This window comes from Okibacterium fritillariae, assembly GCF_052783725.1.
On the sequence record NZ_CP199917.1, the window covers coordinates 2,121,757 to 2,139,352 of the forward strand.

14 protein-coding genes are annotated in these 17,596 nt (G+C 68.5%); 3 read left to right on the plus strand and 11 right to left on the minus strand.

What is annotated here, in order from left to right:
• Positions 1-175: 175 nt before the first annotated feature.
• Together ACUWEX_RS09805 and ACUWEX_RS09810 are read right to left on the minus strand one after the other, a co-directional pair.
• Positions 176-1,147, minus strand: a complete 972-nt coding sequence (locus ACUWEX_RS09805) for a phosphodiesterase (protein ID WP_445996117.1) — start codon at positions 1,145-1,147, stop codon at positions 176-178.
• A gap of 75 nt (positions 1,148-1,222) precedes the next feature.
• Complete coding sequence (locus ACUWEX_RS09810) at positions 1,223-2,713, minus strand: NCS2 family permease (protein ID WP_079728403.1); 1,491 nt, start codon at positions 2,711-2,713, stop codon at positions 1,223-1,225.
• Between the two features lie 95 nt (positions 2,714-2,808).
• On the opposite strand from ACUWEX_RS09810, the gene ACUWEX_RS09815 reads away from it, so the two are divergent.
• Positions 2,809-4,083 carry a uracil-xanthine permease family protein gene (locus tag ACUWEX_RS09815; RefSeq protein WP_445996118.1) on the plus strand — a complete coding sequence of 425 codons (1,275 nt, stop codon included), beginning with the start codon at positions 2,809-2,811 and terminating at the stop codon, positions 4,081-4,083.
• Positions 4,084-4,146: 63 nt separating this feature from the next.
• Here ACUWEX_RS09815 and ACUWEX_RS09820 read toward each other — a convergent pair whose 3' ends face one another.
• From ACUWEX_RS09820 to ACUWEX_RS09830, 3 genes are all read right to left on the minus strand, one after another.
• Positions 4,147-4,479, minus strand: a complete 333-nt coding sequence (locus tag ACUWEX_RS09820; protein ID WP_445996119.1) for a peptidase — start codon at positions 4,477-4,479, stop codon at positions 4,147-4,149.
• Positions 4,476-5,648, minus strand: coding sequence for an inorganic phosphate transporter (locus ACUWEX_RS09825; protein ID WP_079728400.1), 1,173 nt, complete (start codon positions 5,646-5,648; stop codon positions 4,476-4,478). Before ACUWEX_RS09825 ends, ACUWEX_RS09820 begins: the two co-directional genes overlap by 4 nt.
• A 246-nt stretch (positions 5,649-5,894) precedes the next feature.
• Positions 5,895-6,734 (minus strand): aldo/keto reductase, encoded by an 840-nt coding sequence (locus ACUWEX_RS09830; protein ID WP_445996120.1) that lies wholly within the window; start codon positions 6,732-6,734, stop codon positions 5,895-5,897.
• A gap of 85 nt (positions 6,735-6,819) precedes the next feature.
• Between ACUWEX_RS09830 and ACUWEX_RS09835 the strand changes: the two genes are divergently transcribed.
• Complete coding sequence (locus tag ACUWEX_RS09835; protein ID WP_445996121.1) at positions 6,820-8,955, plus strand: S9 family peptidase; 2,136 nt, start codon at positions 6,820-6,822, stop codon at positions 8,953-8,955.
• An 80-nt stretch (positions 8,956-9,035) separates the two neighbouring features.
• Here the strand turns inward: ACUWEX_RS09835 and ACUWEX_RS09840 are convergent, their stop codons facing one another.
• On the minus strand, positions 9,036-10,064 hold the full coding sequence (locus tag ACUWEX_RS09840; protein ID WP_079728397.1) for a 6-phosphofructokinase: 1,029 nt from the start codon (positions 10,062-10,064) through the stop codon (positions 9,036-9,038).
• A gap of 94 nt (positions 10,065-10,158) precedes the next feature.
• Here ACUWEX_RS09840 and ACUWEX_RS09845 point away from each other — a divergent pair, with 94 nt between their 5' ends.
• On the plus strand, positions 10,159-10,416 hold the full coding sequence (locus tag ACUWEX_RS09845) for a mycoredoxin (protein WP_077052809.1): 258 nt from the start codon (positions 10,159-10,161) through the stop codon (positions 10,414-10,416).
• A gap of 88 nt (positions 10,417-10,504) precedes the next feature.
• Here ACUWEX_RS09845 and ACUWEX_RS09850 read toward each other — a convergent pair whose 3' ends face one another.
• From ACUWEX_RS09850 to ACUWEX_RS09870, 5 genes are all read right to left on the minus strand, one after another.
• Positions 10,505-11,011 carry a hypothetical protein gene (locus ACUWEX_RS09850; protein WP_234991177.1) on the minus strand — a complete coding sequence of 169 codons (507 nt, stop codon included), beginning with the start codon at positions 11,009-11,011 and terminating at the stop codon, positions 10,505-10,507.
• A complete protein-coding gene (locus ACUWEX_RS09855) occupies positions 11,011-13,263 on the minus strand; it encodes a DEAD/DEAH box helicase (RefSeq protein WP_079728396.1) in 2,253 nt (750 codons plus the stop codon). Before ACUWEX_RS09855 ends, ACUWEX_RS09850 begins: the two co-directional genes overlap by 1 nt.
• Positions 13,264-13,466: 203 nt before the next feature.
• On the minus strand, positions 13,467-14,987 hold the full coding sequence (locus tag ACUWEX_RS09860; RefSeq protein WP_445996122.1) for an SDR family oxidoreductase: 1,521 nt from the start codon (positions 14,985-14,987) through the stop codon (positions 13,467-13,469).
• A 120-nt stretch (positions 14,988-15,107) separates the two neighbouring features.
• Positions 15,108-15,968 carry an aldehyde dehydrogenase family protein gene (locus ACUWEX_RS09865; protein ID WP_445996123.1) on the minus strand — a complete coding sequence of 287 codons (861 nt, stop codon included), beginning with the start codon at positions 15,966-15,968 and terminating at the stop codon, positions 15,108-15,110.
• Positions 15,965-17,551, minus strand: coding sequence for an aldehyde dehydrogenase family protein (locus ACUWEX_RS09870; RefSeq protein WP_445996124.1), 1,587 nt, complete (start codon positions 17,549-17,551; stop codon positions 15,965-15,967). The genes ACUWEX_RS09865 and ACUWEX_RS09870 overlap by 4 nt, the downstream gene beginning before the upstream one ends.
• Between the last annotated feature and the right edge of the window lie 45 nt (positions 17,552-17,596).

A 17,596-nucleotide genomic window follows, 5' to 3' on the forward strand; every position in this document is an offset into this window, starting at 1 on the left:
GGGTTCACTGTGGCTCCATTGCCTCATCGGGGCGCGCCGAATTTGTGGCCGACGCAGAGGAAATCCGGCTCGTGACCGGATGCCTCCACCCTACTCCGGGGGCCGTGGCGCTGTCTCGGCAGGGCGCGCACCTGTGGAGAAAAACGGCGTTCCGACGCTGGGGAGAACGACGGGCTCAGCGTTTGCGCGAGAAGGCCTCGAGGCGCTCGGCGGGCGTGAGGCGCGACATCCGCTCGACGAAATCGGCCGGGAACGTGTTCGACGCCGGGTAGTCACCCACGGGCACAGTGGAGAACGTGACGCGGTCGTCGTAGACGTGCACGAGGCTGAAGGACTGGCCGCCGTCGACGCCGCCCGGGTGGTCGAGCGGGCGCGTGAGGTTCATGGTGTAACAGGTAGCCGCGGCGACAGACACGGGGATGCCCGCGAACACCGAATGCGTGCTGTAGTGCAGATGACCACCCAGGATGGCGCGCACGTCGCTGCCCCGCAGGACGCTCTCGAGGCGGTGCTGCTCCTGCAGCTCGAGGATGTCGAAGAACGACAGCGGCGACGGCACGGGCGGATGATGCAGCCCCACGATCGTGCCGTGCTCGGCGGGCTCTGACAAGACGTCGGCCAGCCACTCGAGCTGGTCGTCACCGAGGGCGCCGTGGTGCCAACCCGGCACCGACGAGTCGAGACCGATGAAGCGGAGGCCGTCGAGGTCGTAGACGACGTCGACCGGGGCGTCGGTGCCCTGCTGAGCGGGCGCGGAAACCCTGGCGTCGGAAGCATCCGTCTGTGCCGTCGAGCCTGGCGCCTGCGACGAGCCGGCCGCCCCGAACAGTCCCGCGCGGAACTCGGCCCGCTCGTCGTGGTTGCCCATGAGCCAGATGAGCTGCGCGCCGAGGTCGGCCGCGACCGGTTCGACGAGCGCACGCAGGCGGGAGTAGGCATCCGGTTCGCCGAGGTCGGCCAGGTCGCCCGTGAAGACGAGGGCGGAGGGGCGGATCTGCATGGCGCGGATCTGCTCGAGCGTCTGGGCGAGGTGCTGCTCGGTGTCGACCACCCCGTAGAGGGGCGCGTTGCCGCCCAAGAAGTGGGGATCGCTCAGGTGAACGATGGTCTGACGGGCGGGCGGGTACTGACCGAATGGGGCGCTCATGCATCCAGTGTACGAAGCCCCACCGACAGCACGGAGCGGTCGATGGGGCTTCGGACGAACACGGCCGGCCGGCTGCTAGCCGATGAGCATCTCGATCGGGCCGCGCGCGAAGAAGATCGCGAACCCAGCCGCCACGACCCACAACAGCGGGCTGATCTCGCGGGCCTTGCCGCTGAACGCGCGCAGGATGACCCAGGAGATGAAGCCCGCACCGATGCCGTTGGCGATCGAGTAGGTCAGCGGCATGACCGTGACCGTGAGGAACACCGGCAGGGCGGCCGAGAACTCGGTCCAGACGATGTCCTTGATCTGCGCCATCATGAGCGTTCCGACGATCACCAGCGCGGCGGCGGCGACCTCGGTCGGCACGACCTGCGTGAGCGGCGTGAAGAACATGGCCAGGATGAAGAGCAGACCCGTGACCACGTTGGCGAGACCCGTGCGGGCGCCCTCGCCGATGCCGGCACCCGATTCGATGAAGACCGTGTTGGACGACCCGGAGGTGGCGCCACCCGCCACGGCGCCGATGCCCTCGACGATCAGGGCCGAACGCAGGCGCGGGAAGTTGCCCTCGGCGTCGGCCAGGTTCGCCTCGCGCGACAGGCCCGTCATGGTGCCCATGGCGTCGAAGAAGTTGGTGAAGACGAGCGTGAAGACGAGCATGAGCGCGGCCAGGGCGCCGATGCGCTCGAAGCTGCCGAAGCTGACCTGGCCGATGAGGCTGAGGTCGGGCAGGCTCACGATCTGCGCGGGCAGGGCGGGCACGCTGAGGTTCCAGCCGGCCGGGTTCTCGCCGCCGTTCGAGGCGCCCACCTTGAAGATGAGCTCGGCGATGACCGCGATGATGGTCGACGCCACGATGCCGATGAGCAGCGCACCCTTGACCTTGCGCGCCACGAGAATGCCCGTGATGAGCAGCGACACCACGAAGATGACGGTCGGGATGGTGGCGACCGACCCCGCGATGCCGAGACCGATGGGCGGGGATGCCGAACCCGTCGTGCGCACGAAGCCCGCGTCGACGAAGCCGATGAACGCGATGAAGAGGCCGATACCCACCGTGATGGCGATCTTGAGCTGCACGGGCACGGCGTTGAAGATGAGGCGGCGGAGGCCCGTGGCGGCCAGCAGCACGATGATGAGACCGTTGATGACGACGAGGCCCATGGCCTCGGGCCACGTCACCTGGCCGACGACGCTCACGGCCAGGAACGAGTTGATGCCGAGACCGGCCGCGAACGCGAAGGGCAGGCGCGCGACGATGCCGAACAGGATCGTCATGACGCCGGCGGTGAGCGCCGTGACCGCGGCGACCTGCGGGAAGCCGAGGGCGTTGCCCGCGACATCCTGACCGCTCGACAGGATGATGGGGTTGAGGATGACGATGTAGGCCATCGCCACGAAGGTGACGACACCACCGCGGATCTCGGTGGCGATGTTCGACCCACGTTTCGTGATGTCGAAGAAGGTGTCGATCCGGCTGGGGGCTGAGCGCGTGGGGGTCGTACGCGTGGGAGTCGATGCCACCGAAGGCGTCCTCTCGGAGAATGTGCGGGAAGATTTCATCGTAATGCGCTAGGGACCGATACGGTAACGAGAGCAATTCTCGCCGGCAACGTCGCCGGACCCCACCCCCGCCCCGCGACGAAAGCTGGAGAACGATGGCGCTGCCCTGGAAACTGCACGGAGACGGTAAGAACGTCGGAGCGTTGGAGGTGGTTCAGCCCGGCGAACGCCTGAGCTGGCCGCGCACCATCGGATTCGGCGCCCAGCACGTGGTCGCCATGTTCGGCGCCACGTTCCTCGTGCCCGTGCTCACGGGCTTCCCGCCGAGCGCCACGCTGTTCTTCTCGGGCGTGGGCACGCTGCTGTTCCTTCTCATCACGGGCAACCGCCTGCCGAGCTACCTCGGCTCATCGTTCGCGTTCATCGCGCCGATCATGGTCGCCGTGCAGGCTCAGGGCATGGGCAGCGCGCTCTTCGGCATCTTCCTGGTGGGCCTGCTGCTCGCGATCATCGGCCTCATCGTGCGCGTCACGGGCAGCGGCTGGATCGACGCACTCATGCCTCCCGTCGTCTCGGGCGCCATCGTCGCGCTCATCGGCCTGAACCTCGCGCCCGCAGCCCTCAACAACTACAACAAGGGCCCCCTGACGGCGCTCATCACATTGGCCGCCGTCATCCTCACGACCGTGCTCTTCCGCGGGATGCTCGGGCGACTCTCGATCTTCGTGGGCGTCGTCGTGGGCTACATCGCCGCGGCGTTCCAGGGCCAGCTCGACTTCAGCAAGGTCGAGAAGGCCGACTGGATCGGGCTCCCCGCGTTCCAGATCATGGACAACCCGTTCCAGAACCCGGCGCTCTGGGCCATCCTGCCGGCCTTCATCCCCGTCGTGCTGGTGCTCATCGCCGAAAACGTGGGCCACATCCGCGGCGTCGCCCAGATGACCGACCCCAGCGTCAACAAGGTCACCGGCCGGGCGCTCTTCGCCGACGGCCTCGCCACGCTGCTGGCCGGCTTCGGCGGCGGTTCGGGCACGACCACCTACGGCGAAAACATCGGGGTCATGGCCGCCACGCGCGTCTACTCGACGGCCGCCTACTGGGTGGCCGGCCTCTTCGCCATCCTGCTGAGCCTGTCGCCCAAGTTCGGAGAGCTCATCGCCACCGTGCCCGCGGGCGTGCTGGGCGGCGTCACGACGGCGCTCTACGGCCTGATCGGCATCATCGGCGTGAAGATCTGGCTCGACAACCGCGTGGACTTCTCGAAGCCCAAGAACCAGTTCACGGCCGCGACGGCGCTCATCGTCGGCATCGCGAACTTCTCGTTCACGGCCGGTTCGCTCGTGTTCAACGGCATCGCGCTCGGCACCATCGCCGCCATCGTGATCTATCACGTCATGAACGCCATCGGTCGGGTGCGCGGCACCGACTGACACGCGCCCCCAACGACGAAGAGCGGATGCCTCGGCATCCGCTCTTCTCGTTGACCCAGCGCGCTACTGGTGGAAGTACGGGACGATCAGGTAGATGCCGTAGAGCACGGCCGCGCCACACGCCGCGAAGCACAGGTAGGCGCCGAAGCGGGCCATGTTCTTCTGCGCGTCGGTGAGCGGGCTCTTGCGCGCCGCCTTGGCCGCCCGCTTGGCGGCATGCTGCGCCTCGGCCTCGGTGATGACCGTGATGGCGTCGGTGAACTCGGCGGGGCCGACGACGGGCACGCGGCCCGCGCGCGTCAAGAGCCGCAGTCCGAGCGAATACAGCCCCACGACGATGATCGTCGCGATGATGGCCGAGACGAAGACGATGAGGAACGCACCCCAGTCGATCATTTGCGCACCTTCTTGGGCTTGGGGTTCCGCTTGATCTTGACGGCCTGACCCGACGCCGCGACCTCGGAGACGGAGTGCGGGTCGACCTTGTCCTTGCGCGAGCGCAGGAAGATGCCGAGGATCACGCCGATGCCGATGATGGCGTCGATCGTGATGCCGATGGGGCCGAGGTGCGCGATCAGGGCCGCGAGCGCGCCCACGATGCCGGCGGCGGGCAGGGTGAGCAACCAGCCGAGCGCGATGCGGCCGGCCGTGCCCCAGCGCACCTTCGAGCCGCGGCGGCCGAGACCCGAGCCGATGACCGAGCCCGAGGCGACCTGCGTGGTCGAGAGCGCGAAACCGAGGTGCGACGACGCCAGGATGGTGGCCGCCGTGCCGGTCTCGGCCGCGAAACCTTGGGCGGGCTTCACGTCGGTGAGTCCCGTTCCGAGCGTCTTGATGATGCGCCATCCGCCCATGTAGGTGCCGAGCGCAATGGCCAGGGCGCAGACCGCGATGACCCAGAATTCGGGGCCCGTGCCGGCAGCCTGGGCGCCGACCGTGATGAGCGTCAGCGTGATGACACCCATGGTCTTCTGCGCATCGTTGGTGCCGTGCGCGAGGGCGACGAGCGAGGAGGTGAAGATCTGGCCGTAGCGGAAGCCGTCGCGGCCGTCGGGTTTGCCGTCGTAGCGACGCGTCATGGCGTAGGCGAGGCGCGTGGCCGTGAAGGCGATGAGGCCGGCCGTGACGGGCGCGATGAGGGCGGGCAGGATGACCTTCGACAGCAGCACGCCGTAGTCGATGGCCCCGAAGCTGAAGCCCACGATGGCGGCACCGATGAGGCCGCCGAAGAGCGCGTGCGACGAGGAGGACGGCAGGCCGAAGAGCCAGGTCACCATGTTCCAGACGATGGCGCCGATGAGGCCCGCGAAGATGAGCTCGGGCGTGATCAGCACGCCACCGTCGCCCTCTTTGATCAGGCCGCCGGAAATGGTCTTGGCCACCTCGGTGGAGAGGAAGGCTCCCACCAGGTTGAGGATGGCGGCGAGACCGACCGCGACCTTGGGTTTCATGGCACCGGTGGCGATGGGCGTGGCCATCGCATTCGCGGTGTCGTGGAAACCGTTCGTGAAGTCGAAGAAGAGCGCGAACGCTACGACGAGTACAACAATGAGGGTGATGTCCACCGGCACGATTCTCTGGTTCGGGACGCCCCCGCCACACACCGTTCACCCAAAGTTCGGGGAGAATTCGTGCGGGTGAGGTTGCCAATTGGCGAGGCCGTATTGATACTTACACCCCGCGCGGCGGGCGTCAACTTTGACGGGGACACCCGTGGGCATGACACTGCCCGGGGCGGCACACACGGCATATACGCCGATATGTGCGCCGACCCGGGCAGTTGCGGGATGCATCGCCTCCCGCGCGGTGGTCTACTGCTCTTCGTGCGTGTTTGGGTCACCCCCGAAGAGGCGTCCGTCCGTGCGGCCGAGAGCGGTGATGGCCGAGACCTCGTCGTCGCTCAGCTCGAAGCCGAAGATGTCGAGGTTCTCGCGCTGACGCTCGGGCTTCGACGACTTGGGGATGGGCACCACGCCGCGCTGGGTGTGCCAGCGCAGCAGCACCTGAGCGGGGCTCACACCGTGGGCCCCGGCGGCATCCTGCACCACCTGCTCCTCCCCCGGCGCCGAACCCTTGCCGAGCGGCGACCACGCCTCGGTGAGGATGTTGTGCTCGCGGTGGAACGAGATCAGCTCCTCCTGCGGGAAGTACGGGTGCACCTCGATCTGGTTGACCGCTGGCACCACACCCGTCGCATCCACGATCTGGCCGATGTGCTCGGGCGTGAAGTTCGACACGCCGATCGAGCGGGCGAGGCCGTCGTTCTGCAGGGTCACGAGCGCCTTCCAGGCATCCACGAACTTGCCCACCGACGGGTTCGGCCAGTGGATGATGTAGAGGTCGACGTATTCGACACCCAGCAGCTTGCGCGACTCCTCGAACGAGCGCAGCGCATCTTCGTAGGCGTGGTGGCGGCCCGGCAACTTCGTCGTGACCTGCACCTCGTCGCGCGGCAGACCCGATTGGCGGATGCCGCGGCCCACGGCATCCTCGTTGCGGTAGTTGACCGCGGTGTCGAGAAGACGGTAGCCGAACGAGAGCGCGCTGGCCACGGCATCCGCGCCCTCGTCGCCCTTCAGGGGGTAGGTTCCGAAGCCGATGGCCGGAAGCTGATTGCCGTCGTTGAGTGCATGAACCGGAGTAGTCGTCATGAAAACGACACTATGCCCGCTCGCTGGGAGCGCACAGCCCCTTGCGTGATCGAACGCGCGCGCCCGCGCCGACTAGCCTGAAGTCATGCCAGAACTGACGCCGCCCACCGCGGCCCGACGACCGAGCACCCGCGAACACCACGGCGACACCGTGATCGACCCCTACGAGTGGTTGCGCGACAAAGAAGACCCCGCCGTCATCGGCCACCTCGAGGCCGAGAACGCCTACACCGAGCAGCAGCTCGGCCACCTGGAAGGCCTGCGCGGACGCATCTTCGACGAGATCAAGAGCCGCACGCAGGAGACCGACCTGAGCGTGCCCGTGCGCGAGGGCTCGTGGTGGTACTACTCGCGCAGCGTCGAGGGGCAGCAGTACACGCTGAACTGCCGCGCTCCGCTCGACTCGCCGAACGACTGGACGCCGCCGCAGCTCGTCGCCGGTGAACCCGTGCCGGGCGAACAGATCCTGCTCGACGGCAACGTCGAATCGGCCGGCTCGGACTTTTTCTCGATCGGCTCCTACGATGTCTCGCTCGACGGGCGCTACCTCGCCTACGGCGTCGACACGTCGGGTGACGAGCGCTTCACGCTGAAGATCCGCGACCTCGAAACCGGGCAGAACCTGCCCGACGAGATCCCCAACACGTTCCACGGGGCATCGTTCTCCCCCGACGGGCGCTACGTGTTCTACACGACCGTCGACGACAGCTGGCGGCCCGACACCGTGTGGCGTCACCGGGTGGGCAGCGCGGCATCCGACGATGTGGCCGTGTTCACCGAACCCGACGAGAGCTTCTGGGTGGGGGCCGGCACGACCCGCTCGGGCAAATACATCGTCTTCGTGTCGTCGTCGAGCGTGACGAGCGAGTGGCACCTGCTCGACGCCGCCGACCCCGAGGGCGAGGCGACCGTCGTATGGCCGCGGCGCGACGACGTCGAATACTCGGTCGAGCACGCCGTGATCGGGGGCGAAGACCACCTGCTCATCCTGCACAACGACGGCGCGCTGAACTTCGAGCTCGTCACGGTGTCCCCGTCGAACCCGGGAACCGGGCCGGCCGACGCGCGCGCCGTCCTCCCCCACCGCGACGACGTGCGCCTGGAAGACGTCGAGGCGTTCGAGAAACACCTGCTGTTCGGCTACCGCCGCGACGGCCTCACGCGCCTGGCCGTGTGGCCCCTCGACGCCGACTCGTCGATCGACGACCTCGTGCCGCGCGAGCTGTCGTTCGACGAACCGCTGTTCTCGGTGGGCGCGTCCTCCAACCCCGAATGGTCGCAGCCGACCGTGCGCTACGGCTACGGCTCGCTCGTCACACCCTCGACCGTCTTCGACTATGACGTGGTCACGGGCACGAGCGTGCTCTTGAAGCAGCAGCCCGTGCGCGGCGGCTACGACGCCTCCGACTACGAGCAGAAGCGCGAATGGGCCACGGCGGCCGACGGAACCCGCGTTCCGATCTCGCTCGTCTGGAAGAAGGGCGTCACACTGCCCGCGCCGCTCGAGCTCTACGGCTACGGCTCCTACGAGGCCAGCATGGACCCGTCGATGTCGGTCGCCCGGCTCTCGCTGCTCGACCGCGGCGTCGTCTTCGCCATCGCGCACGTGCGGGGCGGCGGCGAGATGGGTCGCACCTGGTACGAGAACGGCAAGACGCTCACGAAGAAGAACACGTTCACCGACTTCGTGGATGCCGCACACCACCTCATCGAGGCGGGCTACACCGAGCCGCAGCGACTCGTCGCCGAGGGTGGCAGCGCGGGAGGCCTGCTGATGGGCGCCGTCGCGAACCTCGCCCCCGAAACCTTCGCGGGCATCCTGGCCGCCGTGCCGTTCGTCGACCCGCTCACCAGCATCCTCGACCCGTCGCTGCCCCTCACGGTCATCGAGTGGGATGAATGGGGCAACCCGCTCGACAACGCCGACGTCTATGCCTATATGAAGTCCTATAGCCCGTATGAGAACGTGCGCGACGATGTGCAGTACCCGCGCATCCTGGCCGTGACGAGCATCAACGACACGCGTGTGCTCTACGTCGAACCCGCGAAGTGGGTGGCGCGGCTGCGCGAGGTCGGGGCACCCGTGCTGCTGAAAACCGAGATGAGCGCCGGGCACGGCGGCGTGAGCGGGCGGTACAACGCCTGGCACGAGCGCGCCTACGAGCTCGCGTGGATTCTCGACGTGCTGGGGTTGGCCGACGAGGCTGGCGCCGAGGCCTAAGCGCCAGATTGCACGAAACGGGCCCCGGATGTCCTAGCGTCACGCTGAAGCATCCGGGGCCCGTTGTATCGGCAAGCCGATCAGCCGAAGAGGATCGCGGCCTCGTCGTAGCGCGCCGCGGGGACCTTCTTCAACCCGCCGAGCGCGTCGGCGAACGGAACGTTGACGAGGTCGGTGCCGCGGAGCGCCACCATGGTGCCCCACTCGCCGTTCATGACCGAGTCGATGGCCGCCATGCCGAGGCGCGTGGACAGCACGCGGTCGTAAGCGCTCGGCACGCCGCCGCGCTGCAGGTGACCGAGGACGGTCGAGCGCGACTCGATGCCCGTGCGCTCCTCGATGATGGGGGCGAGCACATCGCCGATGCCGCCCAGGCGGGGGCGGTTGAAGGCGTCGAGGCCCTTCTCGGAGTGCGCCGATTCCATGGTGTCGAGCGTGAAACCCTCGGACACGACGATGACGGGCGCGCGGCCGCGATCGGCGACGCTCTTCGCCCAATCGCAGATCTGCTCGACGGATTGCGGGCGCTCGGGAATCAGGATGGCGTGGGCCCCGGCGGCCATGCCGGCGTGCAGCGCGATCCAGCCGACGTGGCGGCCCATGACCTCGACCACCATGCAGCGTTTGTGCGACTCGCCCGTGGTGCGCAAGCGGTCGATGGCCTCGGTGGCGATCTCGACGGCCGTGTCGAAGCCGAACGAGTAGTCGGTGGCGTCGAGGTCGTTGTCGATGGTCTTCGGCACGCCCACGATCTTGAGGCCCTCGTCGGTGAGACGCTTGGCCGCGGCCAGGGTGCCCTCGCCGCCGATGGCGATGAGCGCGTCGATGCCGAGGCGGTCGAGCGTGGCCTGCACGTTCTTGGGGCCGCCGTGCGGACCCTCGAACGGGTTGGTGCGGCTCGTGCCGAGCACCGTGCCGCCCTGCTTCGATAGACCGCGCACGCTGTGCCGATCGAGAGGCATCGTCAGACCCTCGACAACCCCCCGCCAGCCGTCGCGGATGCCCACGAACTCCTGGTTGTAGATCTTCGTGCCCTTGAGCACGGCCCCGCGGATGACCGCGTTGAGTCCCGGACAATCTCCACCGCTGGTGAGCACACCAATTCTCATAAAGTTCGTTTCCTCTAGTGCTGGGGGAATGAAAGAGGCAGCGTCTGCGCTTCAACCAAGATAGCGCGCCCCAGCGTCTGAGAGGATCGACATCATGGATTACACCCCCGAAAACGGAACCATCACCATGTTCAGCACCTCGTGGTGCGGCTACTGCAACCGCTTGAAGCAGCAGCTGACGTCGGCCGGCATCGGCTACACCGAGGTCAACATCGAAGAGGTGCCCGGCACCGCCGAGATCGTCGAGAAGGCCAACGGCGGCAACCAGACCGTGCCCACCGTCATCTTCCCGGACGGCTCGACGGCCACGAACCCGTCCGTCATCGAGGTGAAGCAGCGCCTCGGCGTGTAGTTCCCCGGTGAGGAAAAGGGCCGATCGCTTGTGCGATCGGCCCTTTCTCGTTGTCGGCGCTGGCGCGCTGGATGCGCTGGATGCGCGCTCAGTCGCGTTCGGGGATGCGCTCGCCCCGGATGAAGATGCCCGCGAGCACGAGCAACACGGCCGCGATCGGTTGCGCGAGTATCCACGGCAGCCCCTCGCTGCTGGCGAACCAGTCCGCGTAGGGCAGCGGGTAGATCGGATTCCACAGCACGATGACCGGAACGAAGAGCGCAAGCCAGAACGGTTTGCCCGCCTGCACGGCATAGACGGCCATGATCGCGGCGAAGATGGCCACGACATAGAGGATGACGACGAACCAGGTGTTGCCGATGAGGGCGACACCCGCGAACAACGCGATGGCCGCCACGAGGGCGGGCGCGAGCGCCGGGCGGGTCGGGATCGGTTCGGGCGTGCGGCCGCGGCCGCGCCCACCGGAGGAGGCCGAAGCCCCACCGGAACCCGAGCGGAACGAGTCGCCCCGAGCCGCCGCCTCACGGCCGCGCTGGAACGCGCTCTTGCGCCCGTCGCCGCCACCGGCGGCCGGGCGTGACGTGCGCCCCGCCACTAGATGACCTCGAACGACGACCGCAACAGGTGGATGAGGGCGTTGAGCTGCACCGAATCGCTCGAGGCGACATCCTGATCGCTGCCGTCGAGCGCGCGGGCCGCGAGACCCTGCTTCGAGTCGATGAGCTCGGCGATCTTGGTGTCGATCGTGTGCGCCGCGATGATGCGCCAGGCCGTGACGGGTTCGCCCTGGCCGATGCGGTGCACGCGGTCGATGGCCTGCGTCTGCTCGGCGGCCGTCCAGCTGAGCTCGGCGAGCACCACGTTCGACGCGGCCTGCAGGTTGAGGCCCACGCCGGCGGCGGTCAGCGAACACACCGCGACCTGCACATCCGGGTCGCCGTTGAACGCGTCGATGGCGTTCTGGCGCACGGGCGTGGTCTGGTCGCCGCGGATCGAGACGGTCTTGAGGCCGCGCTCGGCGAAGACGCGCTCGGCCGTGTCCATGACGTCGATGTGCTTGGCGAAGAACACGACCTTGCCCACCGAGCGCACGAGCTGGGCCGTGTAGTCGGCCGCGAGCCCGGCCTTGGCCTGGCCGATCTTGCGCACCATGGTGAAGACGTTCTCGGCGCCGCCCGAACCCTTGGCCTCGTCGAGTTCGCCCTGCGCCACGAGGCGCATGATGTCTTCGTCGGGCTCACCGAAGCGCGTGATGCGGTCGGGGCGGTCGGGGCGCGCCTCGATGATGCGGTCGTAGCGCGCGCGCAGGCGATCGCCCAGCTCGCGCTCGGCCTGGCGGATGCTGCGACCCACCTCGTCGTCGAGTTCGACGGGCAGATCGGCCACGAGCTTGTCGGGCAGGTCCTTCGCCACGTCGGTCTTGCGCCGGCGCACGATGCCCATGTCGATGACGGCCGTGCGGGCCGCGGGATAGAAGCCGTGGTCGGCGGGCGTGAGACCCGTCTCTTCGAGCCGCTCCATGAGCTCGGGCGAGGGACGGTCGCCCTTGACCCAGCCGAGGAACTGCCAGATGGCGTTGAAGTCTTCGACGTCGTTGATGAGCGGCGTTCCCGTGAGCGCGAGCATGAGCGGGTCGCCGCCCGGCGTGTTGCTGCGGATGCGGTTGGCCAGGTTGAGCACGTGCTGCGAGCGCTGCGAGTGCAGGTTCTTGATGAAGTGCGCCTCGTCGACGACCATGCCGCGGAACCCGAGGGTGCCGAGCCAGGCGAGGTGCCGGTCGAGAACCTCGTAGTTGACGACGACGATGTCGGCGAAGGCGTCGAGGGTGGCGCCATCCCCGTGGATGACGGTGGCCCGGCGATTGGGGGTCCACCGCTCGACCTCGCGCGCCCAGTTCATCTTGACGACGTTGGGCACGACGGCGAGCAGCGGGTAGGCGTCGGCGACCGACGCGGCAAGCACCGACTGCGCGGTCTTGCCGAGGCCGGGCTCATCGGCCAGCAGGAAGCTGCGGTGGCCGAGGCGCACGCTCTCGACGAAACGCGCCTGGTGCTTCATGACCTCGCGGCCGGGAGGCGAGATGCGGTCGAGTTTGGGGGCCTCGGGCAGTTCCATCGAGGCGACGGACCCACCCGATCCCATTTCGAACGCCTTGTACAGCGGGCCCATGAGTTCCCAGCTGTCGAGGCGACGGCGCGGGGCCTCGGTGGGCTGAACCTTGCTGAAGTCGGGCGGCAGGAACGGGTTCGCCAGCTGACGGGCCTTGACCGACTGCGGGATGACCTGGCGCTGCGCCAATTCGGGCGGAACGACCTCGGCGGGCGCGGGCTTGGTCGTCGTGATGATGAGCTCGTCGGGGCTCAGCTCGGCCCCCGATTCGAGCAGCCAGTCGCGGCGCAGCTTCTGGGCGACGGGGGTGGTGGCGGCATCCGCTTCGAGCAGTGTGATGAGCGAGGTGTCGCGCGCGGCGGTCTTGGCGAGGATGGTGGCGACACCGTCGAGGCGCTTGAGCAGCTCGGTGCGGATCGCCGGGTCCATCTCCTGGTCGGCTTTGACCTTGGCACGCTCTTCGCGCACCAGGAACGCGATGACCTGGAATTTGGTGCGGTTGGTGGGGCCGACCTTGCCCTTCTGCGCCTTGGCCTCGACCTCGCGCACCTTGCGGGCGAGGATCGGGATGATGGGCGCGGCGTCGTCGTGGCGGGACGACTGGCGGTTGCCCTGCCCACGGCTCGAGCGGCCCGAGGAACCGCCCCGGGTGGTGGCGCGGCCGGTCGAACGGCCCCCTGACGAGCGGGAGCCGGCAGAACGGCCCCCCGATGATTGGCCGAAGCCGGAGTACGGCATGCTCCTCCTGAGCAGTCGAAGTACCGGCCGACAGGCCGGTGGTCGATGAGTGCGGGCGGCGCGGGGATGATCGATCAACGCGAGAAGACTCGCGGCTCGGCATCACAAACGACGGGCGCGTGACCAGTCTACTCTGCGGGGCCTGGATGACGCCGGTGTGGCACCGGCGTGGCTACGGTGTGCCGCGCCGGGTGCGAGGAGGCTTAGGCCGGGACGTTCTCGTCCGTCGGGACGTCTTTCTTCGTCTGGGCGAGGGCAGCCGCCGTGATGCGGTTGGCCATGCCCGTGAAGATCACGCCGTGGAACGGCACCAACGAATACCAGTAGAGGCGCCCGCCCAGTCCTTTGGGGAAGAAGACGGCGCGCTGCGTGTAGGTCGAGCCGCCGTCGCCGCGCGGTTCGACGCCCATCTCGAGCCAGGCACCACCGGGCACGCGCATCTCGGCGCGCAGCCGCAGCAGGCGCCCACGCTCGATGTGCTCGACGCGCCAGAAGTCGAGGGCGTCGCCCGTGTTGAGTCGCGCGGGGTTGCTGCGGCCGCGGCGCAGGCCCACTCCCCCGACGATGCGGTCCATCCAGCCGCGGATGGCCCAGGCTAGCGGGAACGAGTACCACCCGTTTTCGCCGCCGATGCCCTCGATGACGCGCCACAACTCGGCGGGTGAGGCATCCGTCTCTTGCTGGCGCTTGTCGATGCACACCGTGTGACCGGCCCAATCGGGGTCGCTCGGCAGCGGGTCGCTCGGTGCACCCTCGACCGATGCGTTGCGCCAACTGGTCTCGACCTCGCCGTCTTTCACGCGCTGCAGGGCCAGGCGCACCGACTGGCGGTAGGTGAGCAGGCCCTCGGGCGGGCGTGGGATCACGCCGTCGATATCGTGTTCGCGCATGACGCAGTTCTGTTGCAGCGACGCGATGATCGGCACGGCCAGCGAGCGCGGCACGGGCGTGACCAGGTTGACCCACTGCGACGCCAGCCACGGTGTCAGCACGGGCAGGGCGGCGATGCCCCGCTGGCGCAGACCGGCCTCGAGGGCGTAGCCGTTCATCATCTGGCCGTAGCGCAGCACATCGGGGCCGCCCACGTCGAACGTGCGGTTGATCTCACCGGGCACGACGGCCGCCTCGACCAGGTAGTAGAGCAGATCGCGCACGGCGATGGGCTGGATCTTGTTGCGCACCCACTTGGGCGCGGGCATGTAGGGCAGCACATCGGTGAGGTGGCGGATCATCTCGAACGACGTCGAACCCGAACCGATGACGACGCCCGCCTGCAAGACGATCGAGGGCACCGCAGACTCGAGGAACACGTTGCCCACCTCGACGCGCGAGCGCAGGTGGCGAGACAGGTGGGGGTCGTCGGGATGCAGCCCGCCCACGTAGACGATGCGTGCGACACCCGCACGCGCCGATGCCTCGGCCATCGTGGCTGCGGCCTCGCGGTCGGCCTGCTCGAAGTCGCCCTTCTGCCCCATGGAGTGCACGAGGTAATAGACGACGTCGACGCCATCGACCGCGCGCCGCACGGCTTCGCGATCGGAGAGGTCGCCCTCGACGACCGTCACCTCCGACGCCCAGGGCACATCGCTCAGCTTCTGCGGGCTGCGCGCGAGCACCGTGACCGTGTGCCCCGCCTCGAGCAGCCGCGGAACCAGGCGCCCGCCGATGTAACCGGTGGCACCGGTGACGAGGATGTGGCGGGAAGATGCGTGAGGCTGGTCCATGTTCCGACACTACGCGTGACCACCGACACCGTCCGATGCGTTGACGACGGCCCCGACCTGTGCATGCGAGCACGGGGCGGGGCCGTCGAAGGGAGGCGCAGAGCGCTTCGGCAGGGTGCGCTAGATGAGCGCCTTGGTGTGCCAGACGGTCTTCGTCTCGGTGAGCCACGTGATGCGCTCGAGGGCGGGGGCTGCGGCATCCACACCGCCGGCGGGCCGCAGCACGCGCTTGAGCGTCTCGGCGGCCGCGATCTCGAGGTCGACCCAGTCGAGCTCGGCCGCACCCGTCAGGTCGATGGCGTTGACGTCGGCGTGGCCGGCGAGCCACGGCGCCATCTCGGCGGGCGAACCCGTGAGGATGTTGACGACTCCCCCGGGCACGTCGCTCGTGGCGAGCACCTCGGCCAGGCTGATGGCCGACAGGGGCGCGGCCTCGGAGGCCACGACGACGACCGTGTTGCCTGCGACGAGCGCCGGCGCGACGACGCCGACCAGGCCGATGAGGCTGTTCTGCTGCGGCGCGATGACCGCAACGACGCCCGTGGGCTCGGCCACGCTCAGGTTGAAGTACGGGCCCGAGACCGGGTTGGCGTTGCCCGTGACCTGCTGATACTTGTCCGCCCAGCCGGCGTACCAGACCCAGCGGTCGATGGCGGCGTCGACCTGCGCGGCGGCCTCGGCCGGCGAGACGCCCTCGACGTGCACGATCTCGTCGATGAACTGGGCGCGACGGCCCTCGAGCAGTTCGGCGATGCGGTAGAGCACCTGTCCGCGGTTGTAGGCCGTTGCACCCGACCATCCGGAAACCGCGGCGCGCGCGGCGACCACGGCATCGCGGGCATCCTTGCGCGAGGCCTGGGCGGCGTTGGCGAGGAACCCGCCGTCGGCCGCGCGCACCTCGTAGGTGCGGCCGGATTCGCTGCGCGGGAACTTTCCGCCGATGTAGAGCTTGTACGTCTTGGGCACGGTCAGGCGGCTCATTCTGCTGCTCCGTTCGGGGCGGTGGTGGTCTCGGTCGTGGATGCCTGCTCGGCGGCGGTCGGCTCGGCGGGCGTGGTCGGCTCGGCGGGCGCGCTCAGCTCGGCCGGCACCGAGGGCGCGATGCTCGACGGCAGCGACGTGCCGGATGCCGCGGTGGCGAGGTAGGCGCCGAGCCCGTGCTTGCCGCCCTCACGCCCGTAGCCCGACTCCTTGTAGCCGCCGAACGGCGACGACGGGTCGAACTTGTTGAACGTGTTGGCCCAGATCACGCCGGCGCGCAGCTTGTCGGCCACGGCCAGGATGCGGCTGCCCTTGTCGCTCCAGATGCCCGCAGACAGGCCGTAGGGCGTGTTGTTGGCCTTCGCGATGGCCTCGGCCGGGGTGCGGAACGTGAGGACCGAGAGCACCGGTCCGAAGATCTCTTCGCGCGCGATCGTGTCGCTCGTCGAGACGCCCGTGAAGATGGTGGGCTTGAACCAGAAGCCGTCGGTGGGCAGCTCGCAGTCGGGGCTCCAGCGCTCGGCGCCCTCTGCCTCGCCCTGGTCGCTCAGCGCGCGGATGCGGTCGAGCTGTTCGCGCGAGTTGATGGCGCCGACATCGGTGTTCTTGTCGAGCGGGTCGCCAACGCGCAGCGTGGACATGCGGCGCTTCAGGCGCTCGATGACCTCGTCGTGGATGGATTCCTGCACGAGCAGGCGCGAGCCGGCGCAGCACACGTGGCCCTGGTTGAAGAAGATGCCGTTGACGATGCCCTCGACGGCCTCGTCGATGGGCGCGTCGTCGAAGACGATGTTGGCGGCCTTGCCGCCCAGTTCGAGCGTGACGCGCTTCGAGGTTCCCGCGATGGTGCGGGCGATCTCGCGGCCCACGGCGGTCGACCCGGTGAACGCCACCTTGTCGATGCCCGGGTGGGCCACGAGCGCGCGGCCCGTCGCTCCCGCACCGGTCACGATGTTCACGACACCCGCGGGCAGTTCGGCCTGCTGCAGGATCTCGGCGAAGATGAGCGCCGTGAGCGGCGTCGTCTCGGCGGGCTTCAGCACGACGGTGTTTCCGGCGGCGAGGGCGGGCGCGATCTTCCACGCCAGCATGAGCAGCGGGAAGTTCCACGGGATGACCTGACCGGCAACGCCCAGCGAACGCGGGTTGGCGCCGAGGCCGGCGTGGTCGAGCTTGTCGGCCCAGCCGGCGTAGTAGAAGAACCAGGCGGCCACGAGGGGCACGTCTACGTCGCGGCTCTCCTTGATGGGCTTGCCGTTGTCGAGGCTCTCGGCCACGGCGAGCTCGCGGGCGCGCTCCTGCACGAGGCGCGCGATGCGGAAGAGGTACTTGCCGCGGTCGCTTCCCGACATGGTGGACCACACGGTGTCGTAGGCGCGGCGGGCGGCGCGCACGGCGTCGTCGACGTCGGCGTCGGTGGCCGTGGCGATCTGGGCGATGTGCTTCTCGGTGGCGGGCGAGATGGTGGCGAAACCATCCCCGCGACCGTCGACGAATTCGCCGTTGATGAAGAGGCCGTACTGCTTCTTCAGGTTCAGGACGGAGGTGGACTCGGGCGCCGGGGCGTAGTCGAGAAAACTCATGTCGTGCCTTTCTATGGATGCTGGCAGAGCGAAAGTGGGTGGGGT

Excerpts from the sequence above, each read along its gene's own strand:
- ACUWEX_RS09810 (WP_079728403.1), bottom strand. The coding sequence starts at position 2,713 with ATGAAATCTTCCCGCACATTCTCCGAGAGGACGCCTTCGGTGGCATCG.
- ACUWEX_RS09870 (WP_445996124.1), bottom strand. The coding sequence starts at position 17,551 with ATGAGTTTTCTCGACTACGCCCCGGCGCCCGAGTCCACCTCCGTCCTG.
- ACUWEX_RS09835 (WP_445996121.1), top strand. The coding sequence starts at position 6,820 with ATGCCAGAACTGACGCCGCCCACCGCGGCCCGACGACCGAGCACCCGC.
- ACUWEX_RS09840 (WP_079728397.1), bottom strand. The coding sequence starts at position 10,064 with ATGAGAATTGGTGTGCTCACCAGCGGTGGAGATTGTCCGGGACTCAAC.
- ACUWEX_RS09845 (WP_077052809.1), top strand. The coding sequence starts at position 10,159 with ATGGATTACACCCCCGAAAACGGAACCATCACCATGTTCAGCACCTCG.
- ACUWEX_RS09815 (WP_445996118.1), top strand. The coding sequence starts at position 2,809 with ATGGCGCTGCCCTGGAAACTGCACGGAGACGGTAAGAACGTCGGAGCG.
- ACUWEX_RS09855 (WP_079728396.1), bottom strand. The coding sequence starts at position 13,263 with ATGCCGTACTCCGGCTTCGGCCAATCATCGGGGGGCCGTTCTGCCGGC.
- ACUWEX_RS09860 (WP_445996122.1), bottom strand. The coding sequence starts at position 14,987 with ATGGACCAGCCTCACGCATCTTCCCGCCACATCCTCGTCACCGGTGCC.
- ACUWEX_RS09805 (WP_445996117.1), bottom strand. The coding sequence starts at position 1,147 with ATGAGCGCCCCATTCGGTCAGTACCCGCCCGCCCGTCAGACCATCGTT.
- ACUWEX_RS09820 (WP_445996119.1), bottom strand. The coding sequence starts at position 4,479 with ATGATCGACTGGGGTGCGTTCCTCATCGTCTTCGTCTCGGCCATCATC.
- ACUWEX_RS09865 (WP_445996123.1), bottom strand. The coding sequence starts at position 15,968 with ATGAGCCGCCTGACCGTGCCCAAGACGTACAAGCTCTACATCGGCGGA.
- ACUWEX_RS09830 (WP_445996120.1), bottom strand. The coding sequence starts at position 6,734 with ATGACGACTACTCCGGTTCATGCACTCAACGACGGCAATCAGCTTCCG.